Here is a 21,592-nt window from a genome sequence, read left to right on the forward strand (position 1 = left end):
CGTTTAACCTCCTGAGTTAATGTAGATATGTTACTACTTTAATTCAGGAGGTATCAACTATTACCGCTAAACCCTAAGCCGCCAAATAAGAATCCATACCCTTCATGGCTTTCAAAATGCGCGCTTCAAGGTCTGGTACGGCAGATGCTTTCAGCACATCCAGCTCAATGAGTGCCTGAGTCCATGCTTTGACCTTTGGGAAGCCATTAAACAAATCGGGGATATAGTGACGCTTAACAATTTCCAAACGCTGCAGCAATGGCGCGAACGAGAAGTCGATTAAGCTCAGCTCATCACCGGCATAAAACGGCGCTGCGGCAATGCTGCTTTCCAGTGTTGCCATCTGGCTTTTAAGCGCGGAGAGGTGCTTGTTTAAATGCGCTTCGTCTTTCGCTGCCATCGTCATCCACTGGCTGCCAAGCATCGCAGAGCCAAATTCCATCATGGCGCGGTGACGGGCTTTTTCCAGCGGATCAGCGGGATGGCGGTTACTATCCGCAACTTCATTCAGGTATTCCAGAATCACGTGCGACTCGAACAATACGGTGTCATCCACCTGCATGACCGGTACTTTGCCCAGCGGCGATAGCGCTAAAAACCACTCCGGCGGATTGGCCAGATCAATGTACTCGACTTCGTATTCGCGGCCCAGTTGTTCTAGCAACATCACAGAGCGTTGCACATAAGGGCAGATCGGAAAGCTAATTAGTTTGATACTCATGGTATCTCCTGATTCTTAAATGGCAATGCAGCGCGCAGCCCTGATTATAAGGATGCGCGCTGCAATTGTAGATTGCTTAGTGGCGATTACTTCGTCGCTACCAGAATCTTACGTACAATATCCAAAGTCAGATCACCGGTTTCAGACAAGGCAGTCAAACCCATCTTTTCCATATTGCCTACGATCTTATCGATACCGGCGTCATCAATGCCATAATGCGTCAGGTTAGTGACGATGCCCAACGAGTTGAAGAAGGCTTCAGTCTTGTCGATGGCTTGATCGATTTTCTCATCGTCAGTACCGTCAGTGATATCCCAAACGCGCTCTGCAAATTGCAGCAATTTCGCGTGCTTCTGCGCTTTACGCTCACGCATTACGTTAGCCAGAATAATCGCCAGCGTGCGGCCGTGTGCAATGCCGTACTGTGCGGTCATTTCATGACCGATCATGTGTGTTGACCAATCCTGCGGCATACCCGCGCCGATTGTGCCATTCAACGCCATGGTTGCCGACCAGATGAAGTTCTTACGCGCATCCATATCATCGTTGTCAGCCAGTGTCACCGGGCCATCTTCGATCAGTGTCTTCAGTACGCCTTCAGCCAATCTATCTTGTACTTTGGCGTTGACTGGGTAAGTCAGGTATTGCTCGATCACGTGAACGAATGCATCCGCGACACCATTAGCGATTTGCTCTTTTGGCAGCGTCTTCGTCAGGTCTGGATCAAGGACTGAGAACTTTGGAAATGCCAACGGTGACATAAACGGGTATTTCTGGCCGTTATAAGTAATCACGCCACCCATATTCATTTCAGAACCAGTCGCTGGCAGTGTGGCTACGCAGCCTAATGGCAATGCATCGGTTGCAGGAACCGGCGCGAAACCGTGGAACAGCATGTTTTGATATTCGCCAGACTCATCTTTAGCTGCCAGCGCGATAAACTTGGTGCCATCCATGACCGAACCACCACCAACGGCGAGCAGGTAGTCGACGTTTTCTGCTTTAGCGATATTGGCCGCTTTAGCCAATGTCTCGAAGCGTGGGTTTGGCTCAATGCCGCCAAACTCGATTAGAGTACGACCTTCTAGTGCATCGCGTACTTTGCCGATGGTGCCATATTTTTTAGCACTTTCACCGCCATAAGTGATCATCACTTTGGCGTCTTCAGGAACCAGAACATCCAGCTCTGCGAGGCGGTCTTGTCCAAATACGATATGAGTCGGGTTGTAGAAATCAAAATCCAGCATGTTGTCGTCCTTACTATGAAGTCATTATGTATGTGTGCACTATAGTTCTATAATGAAGATATTTGTATACATAAAATGCCTTTTATCATGCACAATCGTTCGGGTTTCGGTTTTTTAGCTGTGTTTAAAGTGCGTCTTGTTGGCGGGCAGGGTAAACTTATTCGATACAGTTATAACGGTGCTTACCATGTCCGAGCCAATCACACAGTTAAACCAGATGATATCCCGCTATGCCACAGAAGATGGCTTCACTTCCTCATTTATCAAGGGCGTGGGCGTGTTTCGTTCGTCACAAACCCATGAAAAAACGCCGGCATTTTACGAGCCATTTATTTGTTTAGTCGGGCAGGGTGCCAAGCGCTGCCATGTGGGTGATTGCTCACTGACTTATGAAGCGGGCGATTTCTTTATTAACTTCTTGCCGATGCCGGTGAGTACTGAGGTGGTCACGGCTGACCCCGAGATGCCATTACTATCAGCGGCGTTGGAAATTAATTTAGTGCGCCTAGCGGACATGGTGCTGCGCATTGAGCGGCTGGAAGGTGCCAAGCCTGAGAGTAAATGTGCCCCATGCTCTTGTTTGATGATTGGTAAAGCGGAAGATCAGCTGGTGGGTTTGTTTATCAAACTGCTGGAGGTGGGTGGCAATAAGTTGGATGCCGAGATTTTAGGTGAGCAGATCGTTGATGAAATTTACTATCGCATGCTGACCAGTGAGCACGGCTATGCGCTGCGTATGTTGCTGAACCAGTATGGCGGCATTCAACCGATCTCGCGGGTGGTGAATTACATCCACGATAATATGGGCAACCCGATTCAAATTCAGGAATTGGCTGAGCTGGCGAATATGAGCAAAACGACTTTCTTTAACTCGTTTAAACAGCTAATGCATGTGCCGCCGATGCAATACATCAAGTCGAGTAAATTGCAGAAAGCGCAAGTGCTGTTAAAGCAGGGTATGACGGCGAATGAGGCCAGTTTTAAAGTGGGCTATAACAGCTTTTCGCAGTTTAGTCGGGAGTATAAGCGCTTCTTTGGCTTCCCTCCGTCGCAAACGCGGTGTGCCGCTTGAGTGGGGTTGTGGTCGCTTGAATGGAATTAAGGCCGCTTATTGATCAATTCTGTAGTCTGGAATAGCAAAAGCGGTGGCGTCCGCGACCAACAAATTAGCAAGCATAGCGCACTGGTTTTAGAGTGTTTTCAGGAAGGCGACTAGGTCCTTAACTTCCTGCTCACCCAGCCCCAATGGCATCAATATCGCCTCACCATCCACGTGTAGGCGATCCATATCAATATTGGAATAATGATCAACCACTGCTTCGAGCGTTGCCAGCGAGCCATTGTGCATATACGGCGCGGTGTTGGTGACATTGCGCAAGCTCGGCACTCGAAATACCCCAAAGTTAGCGTGCAGGTGTGCGACCTTTCTAACCGCCCATGCGCCGCTTTTATCAGGATCATCCGTGTAGTTTCCATCAAGCGTGAAGGGTGATTTCTTGAGGTCGATAATGCCTTGATGGCGTCCGCTATCGACCACGCCTGGGCGAATAAAGTAAGGCACGGCGGCATCGTGAAATTCACCATTAGAAAATAGCGCACCGGAATGACAAAAGTGGCAACGACCGCGACCCACAAATAGGGATAGCCCGCGTTGCGCCGAGGCGGGGTAGTTGGCTGCAGTTTTCCAATCTTGTTTAGCAACCGCATCGCGAAAGTGGTCGAAGGTAGTTTTCTCAGTGACTAAGATTTCTTGAAAAGCAGCCAAGGCTTTGCCGATATTGACCAGAATCAGTTCATCGCTTTGGGTCTTTGCATCGCCAAATAGTCTGTCATAGCTTTCGGCAAACGCTGGGTTTATGGCAACCGAACGAACGTGCTCCAATGGTAAATTCATTTCAATGTCGCGGCCAATTGGGCGAATGGATTGCGCCCATAAATTATCATTACGCCCATCCCAGCCAAACCAGCGATTGAACCTTACATTCAGCAGCGTTTGCGTGTTTCTATCTAATTTGTGCGTACCTGCGCTGATAGTGGGGTCGCTTGCAAAGGCTTGGTCTGGCGCATGGCATGAAGCACAGCTGGTATCTTGATTGCCAGAGAGCATGGGGCTGAAAAACAACTGCTTACCCAACTCAATCGCCAGAGGGTTGCCTGAAACGCGGTTACTGGGATCGGGTTTAAGCTCAGGCGGCCATGGCCCATGTGCAACGACGCTGGCCAATGTTTCAGGCGTTAGTAACAGTCCGGCACTTTGCGGTGACTTATCATCGGTAGCGGTATCATTTGATGAGCCATCAGCCGCCACCGCACTATTAAATAGAGTGCAGCCTAGGAGAAGGGCGATGGCTCTTTTCATCATTTAACGGTCAGGCTCTGCGTATAGTGGGTGGCCTTATCGCCCCAATATCCTGAAATACTGATTTCCCAAATCCCCGGCATATGAAACACAAAATCTTGAATTTCATAATGATCGGAGCCTTTAGTGTGGGCAATGGTTGGGGTGTAATTCATACCATGTTTGTGGGCGGGCATGGTGGCGGTGGCAGTCACCCGATCAGGCGGCAGCTGGCCCGCTTTTGCAAGTTCGCTAGAGCCGATGATTAATTTGAAAGAAAAAGGCTGCCCAAGTTTAATCGTATCCGGTTTCAAATCAATGATGGCGCGGCTGGTATCTGGTTGTGAGGATTTTAAGGTCACCCAGCCTTTAGATAGATCGCAACTGTGATTTACGAAGGCGTAAGCATCCAGCGCAATGCACCAGATCACAAAGATAGCGGACAATAATATTCTATTTCTCATTGTGACTACTCAGCATGGTGACGGCATTTTCATAGCCGATTTTCTTAGCGATAGCCGGCGGCAAATCCTTCAGCCAATTGCGCGTGTAATCAGCATGTGTGCCAATGTAATACCAACGCTCGGGTGCAAAGGTATCGGTGCCAACCATAAAGCGATCTGGAAATTCTTCAAACGCCGCACGCCACTCTGCCGGCACTTTACCATTGCTGGCTTGGTCGTTTCTAAAGGCTAAATCGCTCCACAAGTTTTTGTGCTTTCTTAAGGTGGCGGCAATTTCATCTGGCCGTTCAAAGCCGGAGTGCGCCCAGAGTACGCGCGCTTGTGGGAATGATTTGAAAATCCGGTCAATGGCATCGGCATCTGAATGCGCGTGGAGTAGCAGGTCGTATTGCTTGGCTAAGGCTAACATGCGCTGTAAGACTGGCGTTTCAATATCCGCGCCATAAGCATGAAACTCGCCCAGTGCTTTGTATTGGTATTTAGCCAGCCGTGCTTCAACATAATCGATCACGGTTGGGTCGTGCATCCAAGTGCTAATTTCACCGCGCTTGCGATAGGGGCGCAGAGCAGGAACGACGATATCAGGCGCTTGCTGATAAATTTTCTGAGTACCATCGTCATCTGAGCTGGAGATCAATGCCTTGGTGAGACCAGCTTTACGCAATATTTCAGCTGCCTGAGCCGGAGGCACTTGGATCACCGCATCATGGCTGTAGTGAATGTGAGCATCGAATAGCGGCGTGCTTTCGGCAAAGCTGGCACACGGGAGCAGGCCGAGCAGAAGGAGGATGGTGTATTTCATGTGAGGTGGCCTATAGTTACGATCGTTATACGCCTAGTTTAGCTGATTCTTTGAATGAAATTGTGTAGTTAGCGCGGATTTAACGAATTTTGACGGTTGTCCGATTCAGTGGTGATTATGTCCGTTAGGCCAAGTGCCTGAGTCTATAATGAAACTCGTCAATTCAGACTTAGGTAATGGTTTATGCCGAAATTCACGTCCTCATCCGCAGGCCCCGTCACCGCTTCGGCCTTGTCCTCGGGCGCACCAATTAATATCGCGGTGATTGCTTACGATGGCGCGAATGCGGTTGATGTATTCGGGCCATTGCAGGTATTTTCCAGCGCTAATTATGTATTGAACAAAATGCATCCAGATATGGGTGTTGCCTATCAAACTCAGCTGATTAGTTTGTTCGAGCAGCAGATCAGTCTGGATACCCAAACGCGTGTATTAGCCGATGGCATGATTGGCGAACTTAGCCAGAGTGCTCCGGATACCTTGCTCATTGCGGGTGGCAAACGTGCGCCTGAAGTGGCTTCGCAAGCCGAAATTATTAACGCGCTACAATCACCCATTCAACAGATCAGACGCGTGGCTTCGGTATGCAGCGGGGCATTTATTCTGGCGGCCACCGGTGTGCTGGAAAATCGACAAGCCACCACGCATTGGGATCGTTATGCAGAATTCACTGCGCGCTTCCCCAATGTTCAGCTCAATATCGATGCGTTGTTTACGCAGGATGACAAATTCTATTGCTCAGCAGGCGTGACCTCGGGAATCGATTTGGCGCTGCATTTGGTGCAAGAAGATTATGGCCGTCGTGCCGCCTTAGAAACCTCTCGCGAAATGGTCGCTTTCTACCATCGCCCCGGTGGGCAGAATCAGTTTTCCAGCGTGGATGGCATGATGCCTGCAACCACTGAATCACTGGTTAAAGTGCAGGAGTGGATCAATCAACACTTGAATCAAACACTCGAAGTCTCACAATTGGCAGAGCTGGCGGCGATGAGTGTGCGCAACTTCTCTCGTAAATTCACCCATGAAACGGGCTTGTCACCTTCACGATATATCGCCAAAGTTCGCTTGAATAAAGCACGGCTGATGCTGGAAGAAAGTAGTACTTCAATCAGCCGCATTGCCAGCCTATGTGGCTATCAAAACAGTGAAATATTACGCCGCCTATTTATTCGGGAATTGAATGTTTCGCCCTCCGAATACCGCAAACGCTTTCACGTAAAGCCTTAAACTCATAGGAAATACTATGCCGACTAAAATTATTGCACTAGCCGTTGCGCAAAGCTGTTATTGGTTCGCGGTGCTGATTGGCGTTAGCCTATCGGCCATTATTGGCGTCAAGCTTGCGCCGCATCCATCACTGGCAACGCTGCCATTTGGACTGGTGAGCTTGGGCGCGCTGCTCAGTACTTACCAGCTCTCCATCTTTATGCAACAGCGTGGTCGTCGCTTAGGACTACGATTAGGGGCTTTGGCAGGAACCAGTTCGGCATTGCTGTGTATGGCATCAATCTATTTTGAGAGCTTCTATGTATTCTGCTTAGCCAGTTTACTGATGGGGATTTATCAAGCCTCATCCGTATTCTATCGACTCGCGGCGATGGATGAAGCACCAGAAGATAAGAAAGGCAGTGTAATGGGCTGGGTGCTGTCGGGGAGTTTACTGGCAGCAATATTAGGTCCAAGCCTGGCGAAAGTGGCGAACCAATGGTTTAGTGATCCTGAATACCTTGGCGCGTATTTATTCGTTGGAATCTTTGCATCGATTGCCTTTTTATTGCTCGGCAAGCTCAGTAATCCGGTGGTGAATAAGTCTGCATCGGCAGTCACTACCCGTCATTTTTTAAAGCACTCCGGTTACCGCATGGGCGTGTTAAACACCGCCTTCGGACAATTTATTATGATGCTGATGATGGTCGTCACGCCGCTAGCCATGCACTCGCATCACTACACAACCGACCAAGGGATTTCAGTCATTGGCTGGCATATTATCGGGATGTTTTTGCCTTCATTTGTCAGTGGCAAGCTGATCGACCGCTTTGGTTCTGGAGCGATTGCCATGGCGGGTCTGGCGGTGTTTGCATTCAGTGCGTTAGCGGCTATTTCAGGAATGGTGTTGCTTAACTATTACGTCAGTTTATTCCTGCTGGGGGTTGGGTGGAACCTCCTCTATATGTCCGGCACCGGTCAATATTCTGCGGCAATTGAGGAGGCTGAAAAAGGTAAAGGGCAGGGCATTGCGGAGCTGATTGTTGCATTCTCCAGTATTGTTGCGGTGATTGGCGGCGGAGTGTTGATTAATTGGTTTGACTGGCAACAGCTGAATTATGGCGTGCTGGTGTTGCTGGCTGTTATGGGTGTTTTGAATTGGATGGTGCGAAGAAAGTAACAAAAAGGCCCGACAATTGTCGGGCCAAATACTACACAGGGGGCTGTGCACACAGGGTAAAACTCATTAAATCTCTATTATTTTGCTATTCCAAGGTCTGCCTGTCTCTCAAGATAGGTCGATAAGCCTGCTTCTAACTCCATGGCATTGGCCAAGTCTTTCAGAAAAGCACGACCACTATCATGCTTACCACTAATGGCAAAGTATGCCGCTAAGTACACTTCCGACTTATGCTTATCCAGCGTTACTAGCTGAGTAATTTCCGCCAGCGTAATGTCGCGAGTCATCAGCTCATTAATAAAGTCATTCTCAACCACATTAAAGCCAAGCTGATCAGCCGCTTTCAAGAGTTGAGCTTGCTCAGTGGTATCTATCATGCCGTCTGCTTTAGAGGCCGCAACCATGGTGGTCATCAGCACCGTGGTCATAAAGCTTTCACCGTAGTTTTCACGGTTATCTACAAACTGTGGCAGCGGGCTGGACTGTGTAATGTCATGGCCAGTGATTGGTGTAACCGTTTGTAGCTCGGCGTGGTTTTGCCAGTTTTCATTCGCCTTGTAAGCCAGTGCGCCCATCACCGCCGCGCTGTTGTACTGAACAACCGTTTTCGCTAGTTCTCGCGTGGCTTTGTTGTTCATAAATAAGGTCATTAAACGATCGATATTCGCGTTGTGGCTCGCATCTTCAAAAGAGACTGAGTGTGTACGATCGGCGAGGCTAAGTTTTCCGAACTGATTGTTATTGTCTGAATAACCAGAGCCAGCATGTGAGTTTTGAATGTTCATAATAATTCTACCTCTATCGATGATTTATCGGCTTGGGTCTTACATACAATCACTTGATTGGATGAGCCCATAATAGGGAAGAATTTCTAAAGATAAAATTCGGATGTTTTTTATATTTAGTTCGAAAAAATCTACAATATAGGTGGCGCAGTGCTTGGGGTATTTCATGGATAGCGACGGGCTACATTTGAATAATGACCCGTCAATAAGGCGGTACTGATAACTGTTTTATGGAGTTAGTTGTCTTTGGATAGTAGCGCTTCTGCGGCATGCAGCACGGCATCGGTGGCTGGGTGCTTAAATTTACGCTCCGGTAAAATGCCGTAGTAGCGGTCTGAAACCGCATCAATCCGACCAATCACCGCGACATCAAACTGTTCCAGAATGTCATGCTCGACCGCGGATGACACACAGAAGATGCCACGCCCCGCCTGACCAAAAAACTTCAGCAGTGCGCTGTCATCCACTTCGGCGACCACATTCGGGGTGATTTGCGATTGTGAGAACCAGGAAATCAGGTTTTGATACAAGGCAGAGTTACGGCTTGGCATTAAAAACGGCGCTTTATGTAAGGACTGCGGGAAGTCCGCTTGGTAAGCCTCGCTATCATCTTTGCGGATAAAAAACGTCACGCCAGATTGCCCCAGATAATGATTCACCGCTCGCACGCTCACGCCCACCGGCAATGGCTGATCGGAGATAATCAAGTCCAACTTATTGATCGATAAGTCGGCCAGCAGGCTCGGCAAGCCACCTTCATGGCACTCCAAAACAAAGCGATTCTCCAAATCAAAGCAGCCATTGAGGATTTCATACACCATCACTTTGGGGATGACATCCACAATGCCCACATTGAAGTTGGCGACCTTGCCAACATCCTGGGTGGCTAAGGTGCGCGATAACTCATTGCCGAGATTAAAAATATCATCGGCATAGCGCAGAGTGACTTGCCCAAGGCTATTGGGCTCCAGCCGTTTACCTTCGCGTTTAAAGAGCGGCGCACCGATATAGCTTTCAAAGGTGGAGATCTGACCACTCACAGTTTGAGGCGTCACATTCATAAGCTCTGCGGCGCGGGTCACGCTACCTTCTTTGGCAACCGCGTAAAAATATTGAAGGTGATGAAAGTTCAGTTGCTTCATATCTAGCCTCAAACAGTGGAGTGGTTAATGGCATCATTGTTGATGCGTTGCTATGGCGGGCTGCCGTCCGTTTTTCGCGGTTCGAAGTACATAATACCCCAGAATGCCGGATAAGAATGAGCCCGCCAGAATCGCCAGTTTATCGGCATACAGATAGATTTGCGTGTCATTGTAAGCCAGTGAGTCGATAAATAAGCTCATAGTGAAACCAACGCCGGTGAGTATCGATACGCCATACAGCTGACGCCAGTCACTGCCTTCCGGTAGCTTGGCCATGCCCAGTTTAATCGCCAACCAACTAAAGCCAAACACACCTAACTGCTTACCAACGAAGAGCCCCAGCATGATTCCCAAGGGGACGGGCGTGAACATTTCATCCATCGAAATGCCGCGTAAATCGACGCCCGCATTCACAAAGGCAAACATCGGCAGAATCAAAAACGCTACCCAGTAATGCAAGCCGTACTCCATTTCTTTACTCATGGAGAAGGTGCTGCCATCTTTATTTTTACAGTTAAGCGGAATCATAAACGCCAAGGCAACACCGGCTAAAGTGGCATGCACGCCTGACTTCAATACGCTCACCCACAACACGATACCCAGTAGAATATAAGCCGCCCGACTGGTCACGCCCATGCGATTCATCACAAACAAACCGACTAGTGAAGCCGAGGCAATGGTGATCGATGCGGTGGATAGCTCAACGGTGTAAAACAGCGCAATAATCACAATGGCACCAAGGTCATCGATGATCGCCAAGGCTAATAAAAACACTTTTAAGGAGACCGGTACCCGCTTTCCGAGTAGGGATAATATGCCTAGTGCAAAGGCAATATCGGTTGCAGTGGGAATCGCCCAGCCTTTCATGGCGAAGGAGTTGCCTTGGTTAAAGGCGATAAATACCAATGCTGGCACTAACATCCCACCCACGGCTGCGGCACCGGGGAGTGCCACTTGGCTAAGGGTAGAGAGGTGGCCTTCCATTACCTCGCGCTTAACTTCCAAACCAATTAGGAAAAAGAAGATCGCCATAAGGCCGTCATTGACCCACAGTAACAGTGGCTTAGCGATTTGTAGCTCGCCAAAACGCACTTCTACCGGTGTATGGAGAAAGCTGTCATACCAGGACGATAGCGCGCTGTTTTGTAGGATCAGGGCTAAAATGGTGATAAAAATCAGCAGGATTCCTGCAGATGATTCTCGTTTTAGGAATGATTCAATGGTCGTGATCATGCGCTTAAAGCTCCCGATAAAATCGAAATTTAGTAATAGATTAAATTGATGATATGGGTTTCTATCTGTAATTATATTCGATATTAATTGTTTTATGGTTCGGTTTTTGCGAATTACATTCGCACGCTTTGTCAGATATAAGCTGATCTAAGGCTATATTTATCAGTTTTTACAAAGATAACTAAGTATCAATGAGCCGCCATTGTATAAGCGTGAATCTTTATGGCGTATGTGTATGCCTGCTCTGAGGTATAATGGTCTTTTTTACCTTTTCAGTTCATTGTGGCGCGCGATAAAATCGCCTGAACTGAGTTAACTTAAGTCGTTTAAAAATATGCAGAATGGAACATCTACTGGTACCGAAACCACTTCTCTGACGAATCAAACGTATCAGCGTATTTACGACATGATTATTCAGGGCGACTTGGAGCCGGGTAATAAACTTAAGATTGAGGAGTTGCGCCGCGTACTCGGTACCGGTGCCAGCCCTGTTCGTGAAGCATTAAGCCTGCTGACCTCAGATCACTTGGTCGAACGGATCGATCAGCGTGGCTTTCGGGTGTCGCATATTAGTGTGGATGGCTTTACCGAGTTGTTAAAAACGCGCTGCTGGTTGGAAGAGCGTGCCTTAAGAGAGTCGATGGCGGCTCAGGATATGGAATGGGAAGAGCGTTTGGTGCTGGTGCATCACCGCCTGAAACGTGAGCCTAGAGTACTGCCAGACTCTGACAAGCCTAACCCTGCCTGGGAAAGTCGCCATAAAGAATTCCACATGACGCTGTTATCAGCTTGCGGCTCATCCATTCTAATGAAAATCTGCGATCGCCTGTACGATCAAAATATCCGTTATCGCAATGCGGCGAAAACCATGGCGTATCCTACGCGTGATGTGACCTCTGAACATGATGCGATTCTCCAGCATGTCATGGACCACGAGCCTGATCTGGCGGTGAAGGAATTGATTTCGCATTACACAACCACCGGCGAATTCTTATCGATGAAGCTGCGGCAAACCATGTCTCCCTAAAGTTTTGAATTTGTAAATTCTAGGGAGCAAAAATCGGCCGAAATAAAATATCGATATTTTTATCATTGACAAAAATAAAACGATTATTTAGTCTGTAGCCACAATATTTGTGAAGCTACGGCGAGATAATTATGAGAATAGTGTCATTTTTGCAGGATGGAAAACAGCGAATCGGTTGCCCGAAAGGCGACCAGATTATTAACCTTTCAATAGCTGACCCTGAGCTTCCAACTGATCTCCTCAGTTTGCTGGAAGCTGGCCCAAGCGCCATGGAGCGGGCTAAGCAAGCCGCCGCCAATGCGGGCAGCGATACCTTAGTTGCCAGTGCGGATATCACCTACTTACCCCTGATTACCCGCTCGCCGAAGGTGATTTGTATCGGCCGCAACTACGCCGCTCATGCTAAAGAAGGTGGCGTTGAGCCGCCAACTTATCCAGAAATCTTCTACCGTGGAAACACTTCACTGATTGGCCACAATCAACCGATCCTACGCCCTGAGTGCTCCGATAAATTGGACTACGAAGCAGAGCTGGTCGCGATTATCGGAAAACGTGCCCGCCACGTATCTCTTGAAAATGCGCTGGATTACGTTGCAGGGTATTCCATCTTTAACGATGCCACCTTGCGTGACTATCAGCGTAAAAGCTCGCAATGGACGATCGGTAAAAACTTCGATGATACCGGCGCATTCGGGCCGGAATTCGTGACTGCCGATGAGTTACCCGCTGGCGCGCATGGCTTAAATATCCAAACCCGTTTAAATGGTCAGGTGATGCAGGATGCCAACACCCGTGACTTTATCTTCCCGATTGACGATCTGGTGGTGAAGCTGAGTGAGTGCATGACGCTGGAACCTGGCGACGTCATTGTGACCGGTACACCTGCTGGTGTTGGTTATGCGCGCAACCCACCAGTGTTTATGAAAGCGGGGGATTTGTGTGAAGTTGAGATAGAAGGTATTGGGGTATTGAGTAATCCGGTCCAAGATGAAGCGCGTTAATTAGCGGTACCATTTTACGAACAGGGGTGAGGATTTTGACTATGAAAAATATTGCGATCGCAGTCGCGGCTGGAATTCCGATTCTAAGCATTCTTTGGGCGTTAGATATCCCCCTGTTGCTGAATATGGAAGTGGCACGCATCCAGTTTTTGGCGGTGTTGTTTGGCTTGGCCGTGGCATTGGTGTTTCTATCAGGATTTGATAAAGCCAGCCCACGGGCACGGGTTATCAATCTGGTGGCGGCAGCGGGCTCATTAGTGGTCTTTAGTTGGGTCGGGCTTGAGTATCAGCGCTTCTTAGATGACTTTGCCTACCTGACGACTGAGATGAAAGTCCTCGGTGCCATTACGGTATTGCTAACCTTAGAAGCCATTCGGCGCACCACGGGTTGGATTCTGTTGTGCTTGGTGATGTTCTTTTTAGTTTATGCCTTATTTGGCGACTCGGTGCCTGCGCCATTAACCGGTACCAGCGTCACCAGTCAGGAGTTAGCGGTTTACTTAGCCTTTGACCCGAATGCCTTGCTCGGCACGCCACTCAGCGTGGTGGCCACCATCGTTATTGTGTTTATCTTCTTCGGTAAAATCCTGGTGAAAACCGGTTGCGGTGAGTTCTTTATTGATCTTGCAATGGCGGGCATGGGTAAGAAGCGAGGCGGTGCAGCGAAAATCTCAATTGTTGGCTCGGCGCTGTTTGGTTCCATTTCCGGTAGTGCGGTTTCCAATGTGGTGACTACCGGTGTTATGACCATTCCTCTAATGAAGCGCTCCGGTTATAGCGGCACACAAGCTGGCGCGATTGAAGCGATTGCCTCAACCGGTGGTCAGCTGATGCCGCCGATCATGGGAGCTGCGGCCTTCTTAATGGCGCAGTCGCTGGAAATTCCATACTCCGAAGTCATTATGGCGGCGCTAATTCCAGCCTTGCTGTACTACATCTCAGTATTTATTCAGGTTGATTTGGTTGCAGCTCGCGATGATATCTCTGCCGCTGAAAGTGAGTACCGCCCGGTATCGCAAGTACTGCGCGAAGGCTGGCACTTCATTCTTCCCTTCGCAATTCTGTTGTATGCCATGTTTGCTTTAAATAGCTCAGCAGCGATGGCAGCACTTTACGGCACGGCAGCGATTGTGATTGGTGGCTTTATTCGTAGCTATCGGGGTCACAAACTGAGCCTGAGTAGCCTATTTGAATCACTGCCAGAAACCGGCAAATCAGTGGTTGAGTTGATCATGATTGTGGGTGGCGCAGGTCTGGTGATCGGCTTACTCAATATCTCATCCGGCGGCTTTGCCTTAACGCTGGCTCTGGTACAGCTGGGTAGCAGCAGTCTGGCGATTCTATTAATGGTCTCGGCAGGGGTGTGTATTTTGCTGGGCATGGGGATGCCAACTTCGGGCGTGTATGTGTTGTTGGCGGCATTGGTTGCGCCTTCATTGATTGAGACGGGTATTGATCCAATGGCGGCTCACATGTTCATTCTGTACTTCGGGATGATGTCGATGATCACGCCACCGATCGCGCTGGCAGCCTTTGCTGCCGCGACCATTAGTGAAGAGCCGCCCATGAAAACCGGTTTAGAGGCCATGCGCCTTGGTTGGGTTGCCTATGTGGTGCCCATGTTATTTGTGTTCGCTCCTGCCTTAATTATGCGTGGAACGGCATTGGAAATATTCATTGCCTTTGCGGTAACCGTGGCCGGGGTGTACTTCATCTCAGTCGCCATCGTTGGTTATTTTAAAAGCAAAGTCAGTACGTGGATTCGCTGGTCATTATTGATCGCTGGTGCCTTCGCCATGATGCCGGAGCAGCTGCTACAGCTAGGCTATTTGCCTGCCTTTGCCGCCGTCATTGCAGGTATTGGATTGCTGTTTATGATGAGGCGCCCAGCCGCGCCAATCATGAGCACGTAGTCCATTAATGATCTAATACAGGCTGCGACAGCGCAGCAAATTACAGGAGAAAATCATGAACAAGCTAAGCAGAATATCAGCCGCCATCGCCTTAGGGTTTGGCTTAAGCGCTCAGGCGTTGGCGGAGACTTACACCGTTGGCACCAACCCTCAGGGCTCCTTGTTCTATTCTATGGGAACCGCGCTCTCTAAAGTGATGGTGAATAAAACTGGTAAGCAATATCGGGTCTCACCGTATGCCGGTTCCTCAACCTTTATTCCAATGCTCAATGCGGGCCGCTTAGCGTTTGGCTTTGCCAATGGCGGCGAGGCGACCTTTGCGCATCAGGGGATTGGTAACTTTGCAAAACGTGCCAATGAAAACCTACGCTTAGTGGGCGTTGCGATTGCCACACAAACCTCCTTTGCAGTCCCGACGGAATCCACCGCTCAAACGGTTGAAGATCTGAGAGGGCTACGCTTGCCATCGGGTTATAACTCGGGTCGTACCTTTTTCTATTATTCCAATGCGGCTTTAGCTTCTGGCGGCATGACGAGTGACGATACTAAGAAAGTGCCCATGCCAAACTTCGTTAAAGCTATCAATGCTTTAGGTGAAGATCGTGTGGATGCGGCTTTGGTGCCAATGAATGCCGGTGTGGGTAAAAAGGCCATGGCGACAATGAGTGATGGCTGGCGTTATATTTCAGTGAATGACACACCCGAAGCTAAAAAAGCGGTGGAAAGAAGCTTGCCTTCAGCGCGTATTGTGAGTGTGTCGCCCAGCGAAAGCCGAACCGGTGTCGTGGCTGATCCAACCAAAATGATTGAAGTGGATTTCTACTTATTAAGTGGTGCGCATGTGGCCGATGAGGTGGTCTACGAAATGGTGATGTCGATGGTGGAGCATAAAGACGAATTAGGGAATGCCTTTGCCGCGTACAAGCGTTTTGATCCTAAGAAGATGGTTCAACCTAATGCCGTGCCTTACCACCCTGGTGCGATTAAAGCGTATAAAGAAATGGGGATTTGGCCTGAGTAAGCAGCCTGACCTTTAAAGCCGTAAGTTACCGCTAAAAAAGCCGGACTGTGATTAAGTAGTCCGGCTTTTTGTTATGTGCTGTTTAGTAGTGAGCCGGCGATTAAAGGCCCGCGTCTTTCCAGTTATCGACTGGCTCATCGGGGTAGGGTATTAGCTTGGCGGCTTTAACCGCTTCGATCGCTGCAAACTCATCCTTATCCGAGGCATCGCCACTAATGCCGACTCCGCCAATCACTGTGCCATTGTCATCGCAAATCAATACGCCACCCGGAACCGGTACAAAGCGACCTTGCGAGGTTGCGGCCAATGCCGCTTGAAACGAAGGGCGGTCAGCCAGCCGATTGCGAATCGTGCGGCTGGAGATCCCCATGCCCAATGCGCCCCACGCCTTACCCATTGCAATATCGCCACGCATAATGCCTGAGCCATCTTCGCGTTTAAAGGCCAGCAAGTGGCCGCCGGTATCGAGTACGGCGACGGTCAGCGGCAACAAGCCATGCTCACGCCCGAGTCGTAATGCGTGATCGACAATCGCCGCTGCTGCGTCTAAGGGCAGTGCAACGTTCAGATGTTTAACGTAGTAGTCAGACATTGATAAACCTCTCTCATCAGTTTCATAGGATTCAAGTTGCGCTTGGCGAGAGTATATCGCGATCGCAATAAACGATTATATTAAAAAAATTATAAAATAATCGATATTTAATTGTTATGAATGTTAAATATGTATAATATGGAAAGCATATCGGTAACTAAAGAGCGATTACAGCATGTTCCAGTTTATTGACAGCAGAAAAGGATTCCTCGGCGACCTCCTAACCACAGTGACGGATATCGGGAGAAATCTTGATGCGGTTATTAAGCAGCAAGAAAAACCGCTACTGGAGCAATGTACGGCCTTACTCTCTAAGCAAGGTGAAGCCACCGGACTGGCACAAGCGCAACAGGCATTACGCCATTATGCGCAGCTGAGCAGTGAAGAGAAATGCACTTTCTTTTATCATCTCCTCGAAAACTTTGGTGTCGATAAAGCCGCTTTAGATATTGCGATTGCCGACTGGCAAACCAATAAAACCGAATCCTCCGCGCGTACCTTGCACTTTGCCTGCGAGCCAATGAGTCAAAACTTATTGCGTCGCTTAAACCAAGCACCCAATGGCACCTTAGCTTTGGTGAATATGCGGGCAGACCTGATTGGACTGATTCCTAAAAATCCTGCGCTCAAAGCTTTGGATAATGACTTTTCACATCTGTTTGGTTCTTGGTTTAATCGTGGATTTCTTAAGCTGGAATTGATGGATTGGAGTACGCCAGCGGAAGTGTTGGAGAAGGTCATCGCCTATGAAGCGGTTCATGAAATCACTAGCTGGGAAGATTTGCGCCAACGGGCTGCTGCGCCAGATCGCCGTTTATATGGCTATTTCCATCCCGCGCTAGGTACTGAGCCATTAATCTTTGTGGAAGTGGCGCTGACGGATCATATCCCCGGTGCGATTTCGCCCATCCTTGCTAAGCAGCGTGAACAGCTACCGCCAGAAGAGGCGACTACGGCGGTGTTCTATTCGATTTCAAACTGCCAAAAAGGCTTGAAGGGGATTTCATTTGGTAACTTCCTGATCAAGCAAGTGGTTGAAAGCTTGCGCCATGAATTTCCCAATCTGGAAACCTTTATCACGCTATCGCCAGTACCCGGATTTAGACGTTGGGCCAAGCAGCAGTTGGAAAAGCCGGATGCGGTCACCACTCCCCAGCACATTGAATTAATTAAAGAGCTGGAGAATGCACCAGACCGCGAAGCCTTATGGGAGCTGACCAAAGACAACAAAGCGCTCAAGCACTTGGCGGCCACCTACTTGCTGAGCGCCCGCTCGCCTAGAGGCGGAGCGACTGATCCTGTATCCCGCTTTCATCTTGGAAATGGTGCGCGACTCGAAGATATCCACCTGCACGGCGACACTTCTGAGAACGGAATGAATAATGCCTGGGGCTTTATGGTGAACTACCAATACCAGATTAAGAGTATCGAGAAAAACCACGAAGCCTACATCAATAATGACGAAATCATCGCCTCTCCGAAAGTGATGAGCCTTCTGAAAACACGTTAAAAGGAACCAAGACAATGTACGAAAACAACTTTCTAGCCAATCACTTACGTTCCGCTTCTGTCGGCCGCGAAGACCAGCCTTTCGCCGAAACGATTGAGGGTAGCGTGGTTTCTTATGCGGACTTCTTTAAAGGCGCAGAGCAGTTTGCCAGTGTGTTATTGAGCAAGGGCGTTAAGCCGAATGATCGCGTTGCGGTGCAGGTTGATAAGTCGATTGAAGTACTACAGCTGTATGTGGGAACGGTATTGGCAGGCGGCGTGTTTTTACCATTGAACACAGCCTATACCACCAGCGAGATTGCTTACTTTTTGGGTGATGCCACGCCGACGGTATTTGTCTGTCGAGGTGAAAACCGCGAGGCATTAGCCGCCGTTGCAAAAGAAGCGGGTGTGAGTGCATTAGAAACATTAAACGTCGATGGCTCTGGCAGTTTATCCGATGCCGCAAAACAGCAAACGGATTCATTCACAGCAGTTGCTCGTGACGAAGATGATCTGGCGGCAATTCTGTATACCTCGGGCACCACTGGCCGTTCAAAAGGTGCAATGCTTTCACATAAAAACCTGTGGAGTAATGCCGACACGCTCAGAGAATATTGGCATTTTAACAATGATGATGTGCTGATTCATGCGCTGCCCATTTTCCACACGCACGGTTTGTTTGTGGCAATCAATGTCACGCTGGCGGCAGGCTCATCGCTGATCTTTATGACGGGCTTTGATATCAATGCGATTATGAACTCCATGACCAAAGCAACGGTGCTGATGGGCGTGCCGACCTTTTATGTGCGCTTGCTGGGTCATCCGGATTTATCAGCCGATAGTGTTAAAAACATGCGCTTATTCGTATCCGGCTCTGCGCCATTACTCTCTGAAACGCATATGCAATGGTCAGAAAAAACCGGTACGGCGATTCTTGAGCGCTATGGCATGACCGAAACCAATATGAATACCTCAAACCCATATGAGGGTGATCGTCGCCCCGGCACGGTAGGCTATCCACTGCCGGGTGTTGAAGTGCGCATTACCGATGAAAAAACCGAAGCGCTACTTCCAGCCGGCGAGATTGGGTCAATCGAAGTGCGTGGCCCCAATGTGTTTCAGGGCTATTGGAAAATGCCGGAGAAAACTCGCGAAGAGCTGCGCGAGAATGGCTTTTTCCTGACCGGTGACTTGGGCATGATTGATGCGCAAGGTTATGTCTCGATTATTGGTCGCTCCAAGGATTTGATCATCACCGGCGGATACAATGTGTATCCAAAAGAAATCGAAATCCTGATCGATGATATTGAAGGGGTGGAAGAGTCTGCGGTGATTGGTTTGCCACATCCTGATTTTGGCGAAGCGGTGACTGCGGTGATTGTGCGCCAACCCAATAGCACGATTAGCGAAGATGAGATCAAGCAGTTGTTGAATACCGATCTGGCTAAATACAAGCAACCTAAACAGCTGTTCTTTGTGGATGAGTTGCCCCGAAATGCGATGGGCAAAGTGCAGAAAAAAACACTGCGGGAAACCTATGAGCAGCGCGCCTCTTAATCTGAAAATTTAACAAATCGCGGCTTACATCGCGTAATAAGAAGCACTACCATATCCCGATGGACATTCTTATACGCGAATATGGCCGGATCATCTGGCAAAAGCGCTGGGCTGCGCTCATGGTATTCATCGGGATTACCGGTGGCATTGGCTTAGACATTCTGGCACCACTGATTTACAAGAACATTGCTAACGGATTGGCGCAGCCGTTTTCGCCTGAAATTCGGGCCATGCTGATTGAAAATTTGATGTGGCTGGGGGCGATCTTTGGCTCAGTTTGGGTGAGTTGGCGCTTGGTGGAATTTGGGATGATTCCGTTGGAAGCTGGTGGCCTGAATATTCTCGATAAGCGCTGTTTTGAGGTGTTACTCAAGCAGCGCTATACCTTCTTTGAAAGCAACTTTTCTGGCAGTTTGGTCAAGCAGGCTAACCGCTTTGTACGGGCCTATGAAACGATTGTCGATTGGATGATCTTTCAGCTATTCAGTAACTTACTCTCTATTACGCTAGCCTTTGTGATCTTCTGGTATCAGCAACCGGAGTTTGCCTGGTACTTCCTGATCTGGGCGGTCATCTTTATCACTTGGAGCGTGAGCTTCTCAATCTGGAAGTTGAAATTTGATGAGCGGGTTGCGGTGTGGGACTCCAAACTCGGTGGCGCGTACTCTGACAGCATCAGCAATATCTTCATCGTTAAAAGCTTCGCACTGGAAAATGAAGAGCGAGAACACGTTGGCGAACTGGCGGATGAGATCTTCCGCAAACGCCGCATCGCTTGGATTTTGATGTTTATCTCGTTTGCGGTTCAGGGCATTCTGGCCTTTACCATTGAGCTAATTCTGATCTATTTGATGATTGGAAAATGGGAAGAAGGCAGTTTTGAGATCGGTGTATTTGTCTTGTTTCAGGCAATTCTGATTAAACTGATCCATGGCCTATGGGACTTTGGACGTAACTTCCGGCACTTCTTTACCGCCATTGCCGATGCCAGTGAAATGGCTGAAGTGTTTCGCCAAACTGAGCTGGAAGATGATAAGCCCGGTACGGCGGCCTATCCGGTTAGCGAAGGGCGCATTCAGTTTAATAACCTCAACTTCAATTACGCGGGTGCTGCAGGGCAAGCGACGGGCTTATTTGAGAACTTTAATCTGGACATTAAAGCCGGTGAAAAGATTGCACTGGTGGGGCATTCCGGCTCCGGGAAAACATCGCTGACCAAATTGCTGTTCCGGTTTATTAATCCACAAAGCGGCACCATTAGCATTGATGGGCATGACTTGCAGGGCTTTACGCTGGAGTCATTGCGCTCGCAAGTTTCGCTCATTCCACAACAGCCTGAGCTGTTTCACCGTAGCATTCGCGATAATATTTTACTGGGTAAAAACGTCAGTGAAGAAGCGCTGCGAGCCGTGGTTGAAAAGGCCGGGGCATTGGAGTTTATCGAGGCGATGCCGGATAAATTCGACACGTTAGTCGGTGAGCGCGGGGTGAAATTATCTGGTGGTGAAAAGCAGCGGGTGGCGATTGCCCGAGCCTTTTTAGATGACGCCAAAGTGGTGGTGTTGGATGAGGCGACTAGCGCGCTGGACTCGATTACTGAGCAGGAAATTCAACGGGCGCTGTTTAAATTAATTGAGGATAAAACTGCAATTGTGATTGCTCATCGCTTGGCGACTATTTTGCGTATGGATCGGATTATTGTATTGGATCATGGTGAGATTATTGAGCAAGGTACGCATGATGAGTTGCTGCAAAAGCAAGGCCGTTATTATCAGATGTGGCAACATCAAAGCGGTGATTTTTTTGGAGATTAAGACAATTTTAGGTACGAGCTCTTGCAGGCATTTTATATCCTGCAAGGCTTTAGGGCTT

Annotated in this window: 19 protein-coding genes; 10 read left to right on the plus strand and 9 right to left on the minus strand. The window is 48.8% G+C overall.

The window, feature by feature from the left end; translation table 11 throughout:
- Positions 1-73: 73 nt before the first annotated feature.
- Both LEUMU_RS0119390 and LEUMU_RS0119395 read right to left on the minus strand, forming a co-directional pair.
- Positions 74-721: a glutathione S-transferase family protein gene (locus LEUMU_RS0119390; protein ID WP_022953965.1), complete on the minus strand. Its 648-nt coding sequence runs from the start codon at positions 719-721 to the stop codon at positions 74-76.
- 86 nt (positions 722-807) lie between these two features.
- A complete protein-coding gene (locus LEUMU_RS0119395; protein WP_022953966.1) occupies positions 808-1,968 on the minus strand; it encodes an iron-containing alcohol dehydrogenase in 1,161 nt (386 codons plus the stop codon).
- 187 nt (positions 1,969-2,155) lie between these two features.
- Between LEUMU_RS0119395 and LEUMU_RS0119400 the strand changes: the two genes are divergently transcribed.
- A complete protein-coding gene (locus LEUMU_RS0119400; RefSeq protein ID WP_022953967.1) occupies positions 2,156-3,040 on the plus strand; it encodes an AraC family transcriptional regulator in 885 nt (294 codons plus the stop codon).
- A gap of 117 nt (positions 3,041-3,157) precedes the next feature.
- Here LEUMU_RS0119400 and LEUMU_RS0119405 read toward each other — a convergent pair whose 3' ends face one another.
- Genes LEUMU_RS0119405 through LEUMU_RS0119415 form a run of 3 tightly spaced genes read right to left on the minus strand, consistent with a single transcriptional unit; the run spans position 3,158 to position 5,572 of the window.
- A complete protein-coding gene (locus LEUMU_RS0119405; protein WP_022953968.1) occupies positions 3,158-4,330 on the minus strand; it encodes a cytochrome-c peroxidase in 1,173 nt (390 codons plus the stop codon).
- Positions 4,327-4,770, minus strand: a complete 444-nt coding sequence (locus tag LEUMU_RS0119410; protein ID WP_022953969.1) for a FixH family protein — start codon at positions 4,768-4,770, stop codon at positions 4,327-4,329. Before LEUMU_RS0119410 ends, LEUMU_RS0119405 begins: the two co-directional genes overlap by 4 nt.
- Positions 4,760-5,572 (minus strand): amidohydrolase family protein, encoded by an 813-nt coding sequence (locus tag LEUMU_RS0119415; protein ID WP_022953970.1) that lies wholly within the window; start codon positions 5,570-5,572, stop codon positions 4,760-4,762. The genes LEUMU_RS0119410 and LEUMU_RS0119415 overlap by 11 nt, the downstream gene beginning before the upstream one ends.
- A gap of 183 nt (positions 5,573-5,755) precedes the next feature.
- Between LEUMU_RS0119415 and LEUMU_RS0119420 the strand changes: the two genes are divergently transcribed.
- Together LEUMU_RS0119420 and LEUMU_RS0119425 are read left to right on the plus strand one after the other, a co-directional pair.
- Positions 5,756-6,799 carry a GlxA family transcriptional regulator gene (locus LEUMU_RS0119420; RefSeq protein WP_022953971.1) on the plus strand — a complete coding sequence of 348 codons (1,044 nt, stop codon included), beginning with the start codon at positions 5,756-5,758 and terminating at the stop codon, positions 6,797-6,799.
- Positions 6,800-6,815: 16 nt separating this feature from the next.
- Positions 6,816-7,958 carry an MFS transporter gene (locus LEUMU_RS0119425; RefSeq protein ID WP_022953972.1) on the plus strand — a complete coding sequence of 381 codons (1,143 nt, stop codon included), beginning with the start codon at positions 6,816-6,818 and terminating at the stop codon, positions 7,956-7,958.
- Between the two features lie 77 nt (positions 7,959-8,035).
- Here the strand turns inward: LEUMU_RS0119425 and LEUMU_RS0119430 are convergent, their stop codons facing one another.
- The 3 genes from LEUMU_RS0119430 to nhaA form a co-directional block, all read right to left on the minus strand.
- Positions 8,036-8,743 (minus strand): DUF533 domain-containing protein, encoded by a 708-nt coding sequence (locus LEUMU_RS0119430; protein WP_022953973.1) that lies wholly within the window; start codon positions 8,741-8,743, stop codon positions 8,036-8,038.
- 236 nt (positions 8,744-8,979) lie between these two features.
- On the minus strand, positions 8,980-9,885 hold the full coding sequence (gene nhaR, locus LEUMU_RS0119435; RefSeq protein ID WP_022953974.1) for a transcriptional activator NhaR: 906 nt from the start codon (positions 9,883-9,885) through the stop codon (positions 8,980-8,982).
- Between the two features lie 33 nt (positions 9,886-9,918).
- Positions 9,919-11,118: a Na+/H+ antiporter NhaA gene (gene nhaA, locus LEUMU_RS26920; RefSeq protein WP_022953975.1), complete on the minus strand. Its 1,200-nt coding sequence runs from the start codon at positions 11,116-11,118 to the stop codon at positions 9,919-9,921.
- A 334-nt stretch (positions 11,119-11,452) separates the two neighbouring features.
- On the opposite strand from nhaA, the gene LEUMU_RS26925 reads away from it, so the two are divergent.
- From LEUMU_RS26925 to LEUMU_RS0119460, 4 genes are all read left to right on the plus strand, one after another.
- Positions 11,453-12,145: a GntR family transcriptional regulator gene (locus tag LEUMU_RS26925; RefSeq protein WP_022953976.1), complete on the plus strand. Its 693-nt coding sequence runs from the start codon at positions 11,453-11,455 to the stop codon at positions 12,143-12,145.
- A 131-nt stretch (positions 12,146-12,276) separates the two neighbouring features.
- On the plus strand, positions 12,277-13,146 hold the full coding sequence (locus LEUMU_RS0119450) for a fumarylacetoacetate hydrolase family protein (RefSeq protein ID WP_026744951.1): 870 nt from the start codon (positions 12,277-12,279) through the stop codon (positions 13,144-13,146).
- Positions 13,147-13,187: 41 nt separating this feature from the next.
- Positions 13,188-15,059 carry a TRAP transporter permease gene (locus LEUMU_RS26930; RefSeq protein WP_051156073.1) on the plus strand — a complete coding sequence of 624 codons (1,872 nt, stop codon included), beginning with the start codon at positions 13,188-13,190 and terminating at the stop codon, positions 15,057-15,059.
- Between the two features lie 55 nt (positions 15,060-15,114).
- On the plus strand, positions 15,115-16,080 hold the full coding sequence (locus LEUMU_RS0119460; RefSeq protein WP_022953977.1) for a TAXI family TRAP transporter solute-binding subunit: 966 nt from the start codon (positions 15,115-15,117) through the stop codon (positions 16,078-16,080).
- 100 nt (positions 16,081-16,180) lie between these two features.
- Here the strand turns inward: LEUMU_RS0119460 and LEUMU_RS26935 are convergent, their stop codons facing one another.
- Positions 16,181-16,672 (minus strand): GlcG/HbpS family heme-binding protein, encoded by a 492-nt coding sequence (locus tag LEUMU_RS26935; RefSeq protein ID WP_022953978.1) that lies wholly within the window; start codon positions 16,670-16,672, stop codon positions 16,181-16,183.
- Between the two features lie 175 nt (positions 16,673-16,847).
- On the opposite strand from LEUMU_RS26935, the gene LEUMU_RS0119470 reads away from it, so the two are divergent.
- Genes LEUMU_RS0119470 through LEUMU_RS0119480 form a run of 3 tightly spaced genes read left to right on the plus strand, consistent with a single transcriptional unit; the run spans position 16,848 to position 21,534 of the window.
- Positions 16,848-18,182: a malonyl-CoA decarboxylase gene (locus LEUMU_RS0119470; protein ID WP_022953979.1), complete on the plus strand. Its 1,335-nt coding sequence runs from the start codon at positions 16,848-16,850 to the stop codon at positions 18,180-18,182.
- 14 nt (positions 18,183-18,196) lie between these two features.
- Positions 18,197-19,720, plus strand: a complete 1,524-nt coding sequence (locus tag LEUMU_RS0119475) for a malonate--CoA ligase (RefSeq protein WP_022953980.1) — start codon at positions 18,197-18,199, stop codon at positions 19,718-19,720.
- Positions 19,721-19,779: 59 nt separating this feature from the next.
- Entirely contained in the window at positions 19,780-21,534 is a 1,755-nt protein-coding gene (locus tag LEUMU_RS0119480) for an ABC transporter ATP-binding protein (protein WP_022953981.1), read from the plus strand.
- The last annotated feature ends 58 nt before the right edge of the window (positions 21,535-21,592 follow it).

The organism is Leucothrix mucor DSM 2157, assembly GCF_000419525.1.
Classification (GTDB): Bacteria; Pseudomonadota; Gammaproteobacteria; order Thiotrichales; family Thiotrichaceae; genus Leucothrix; species Leucothrix mucor.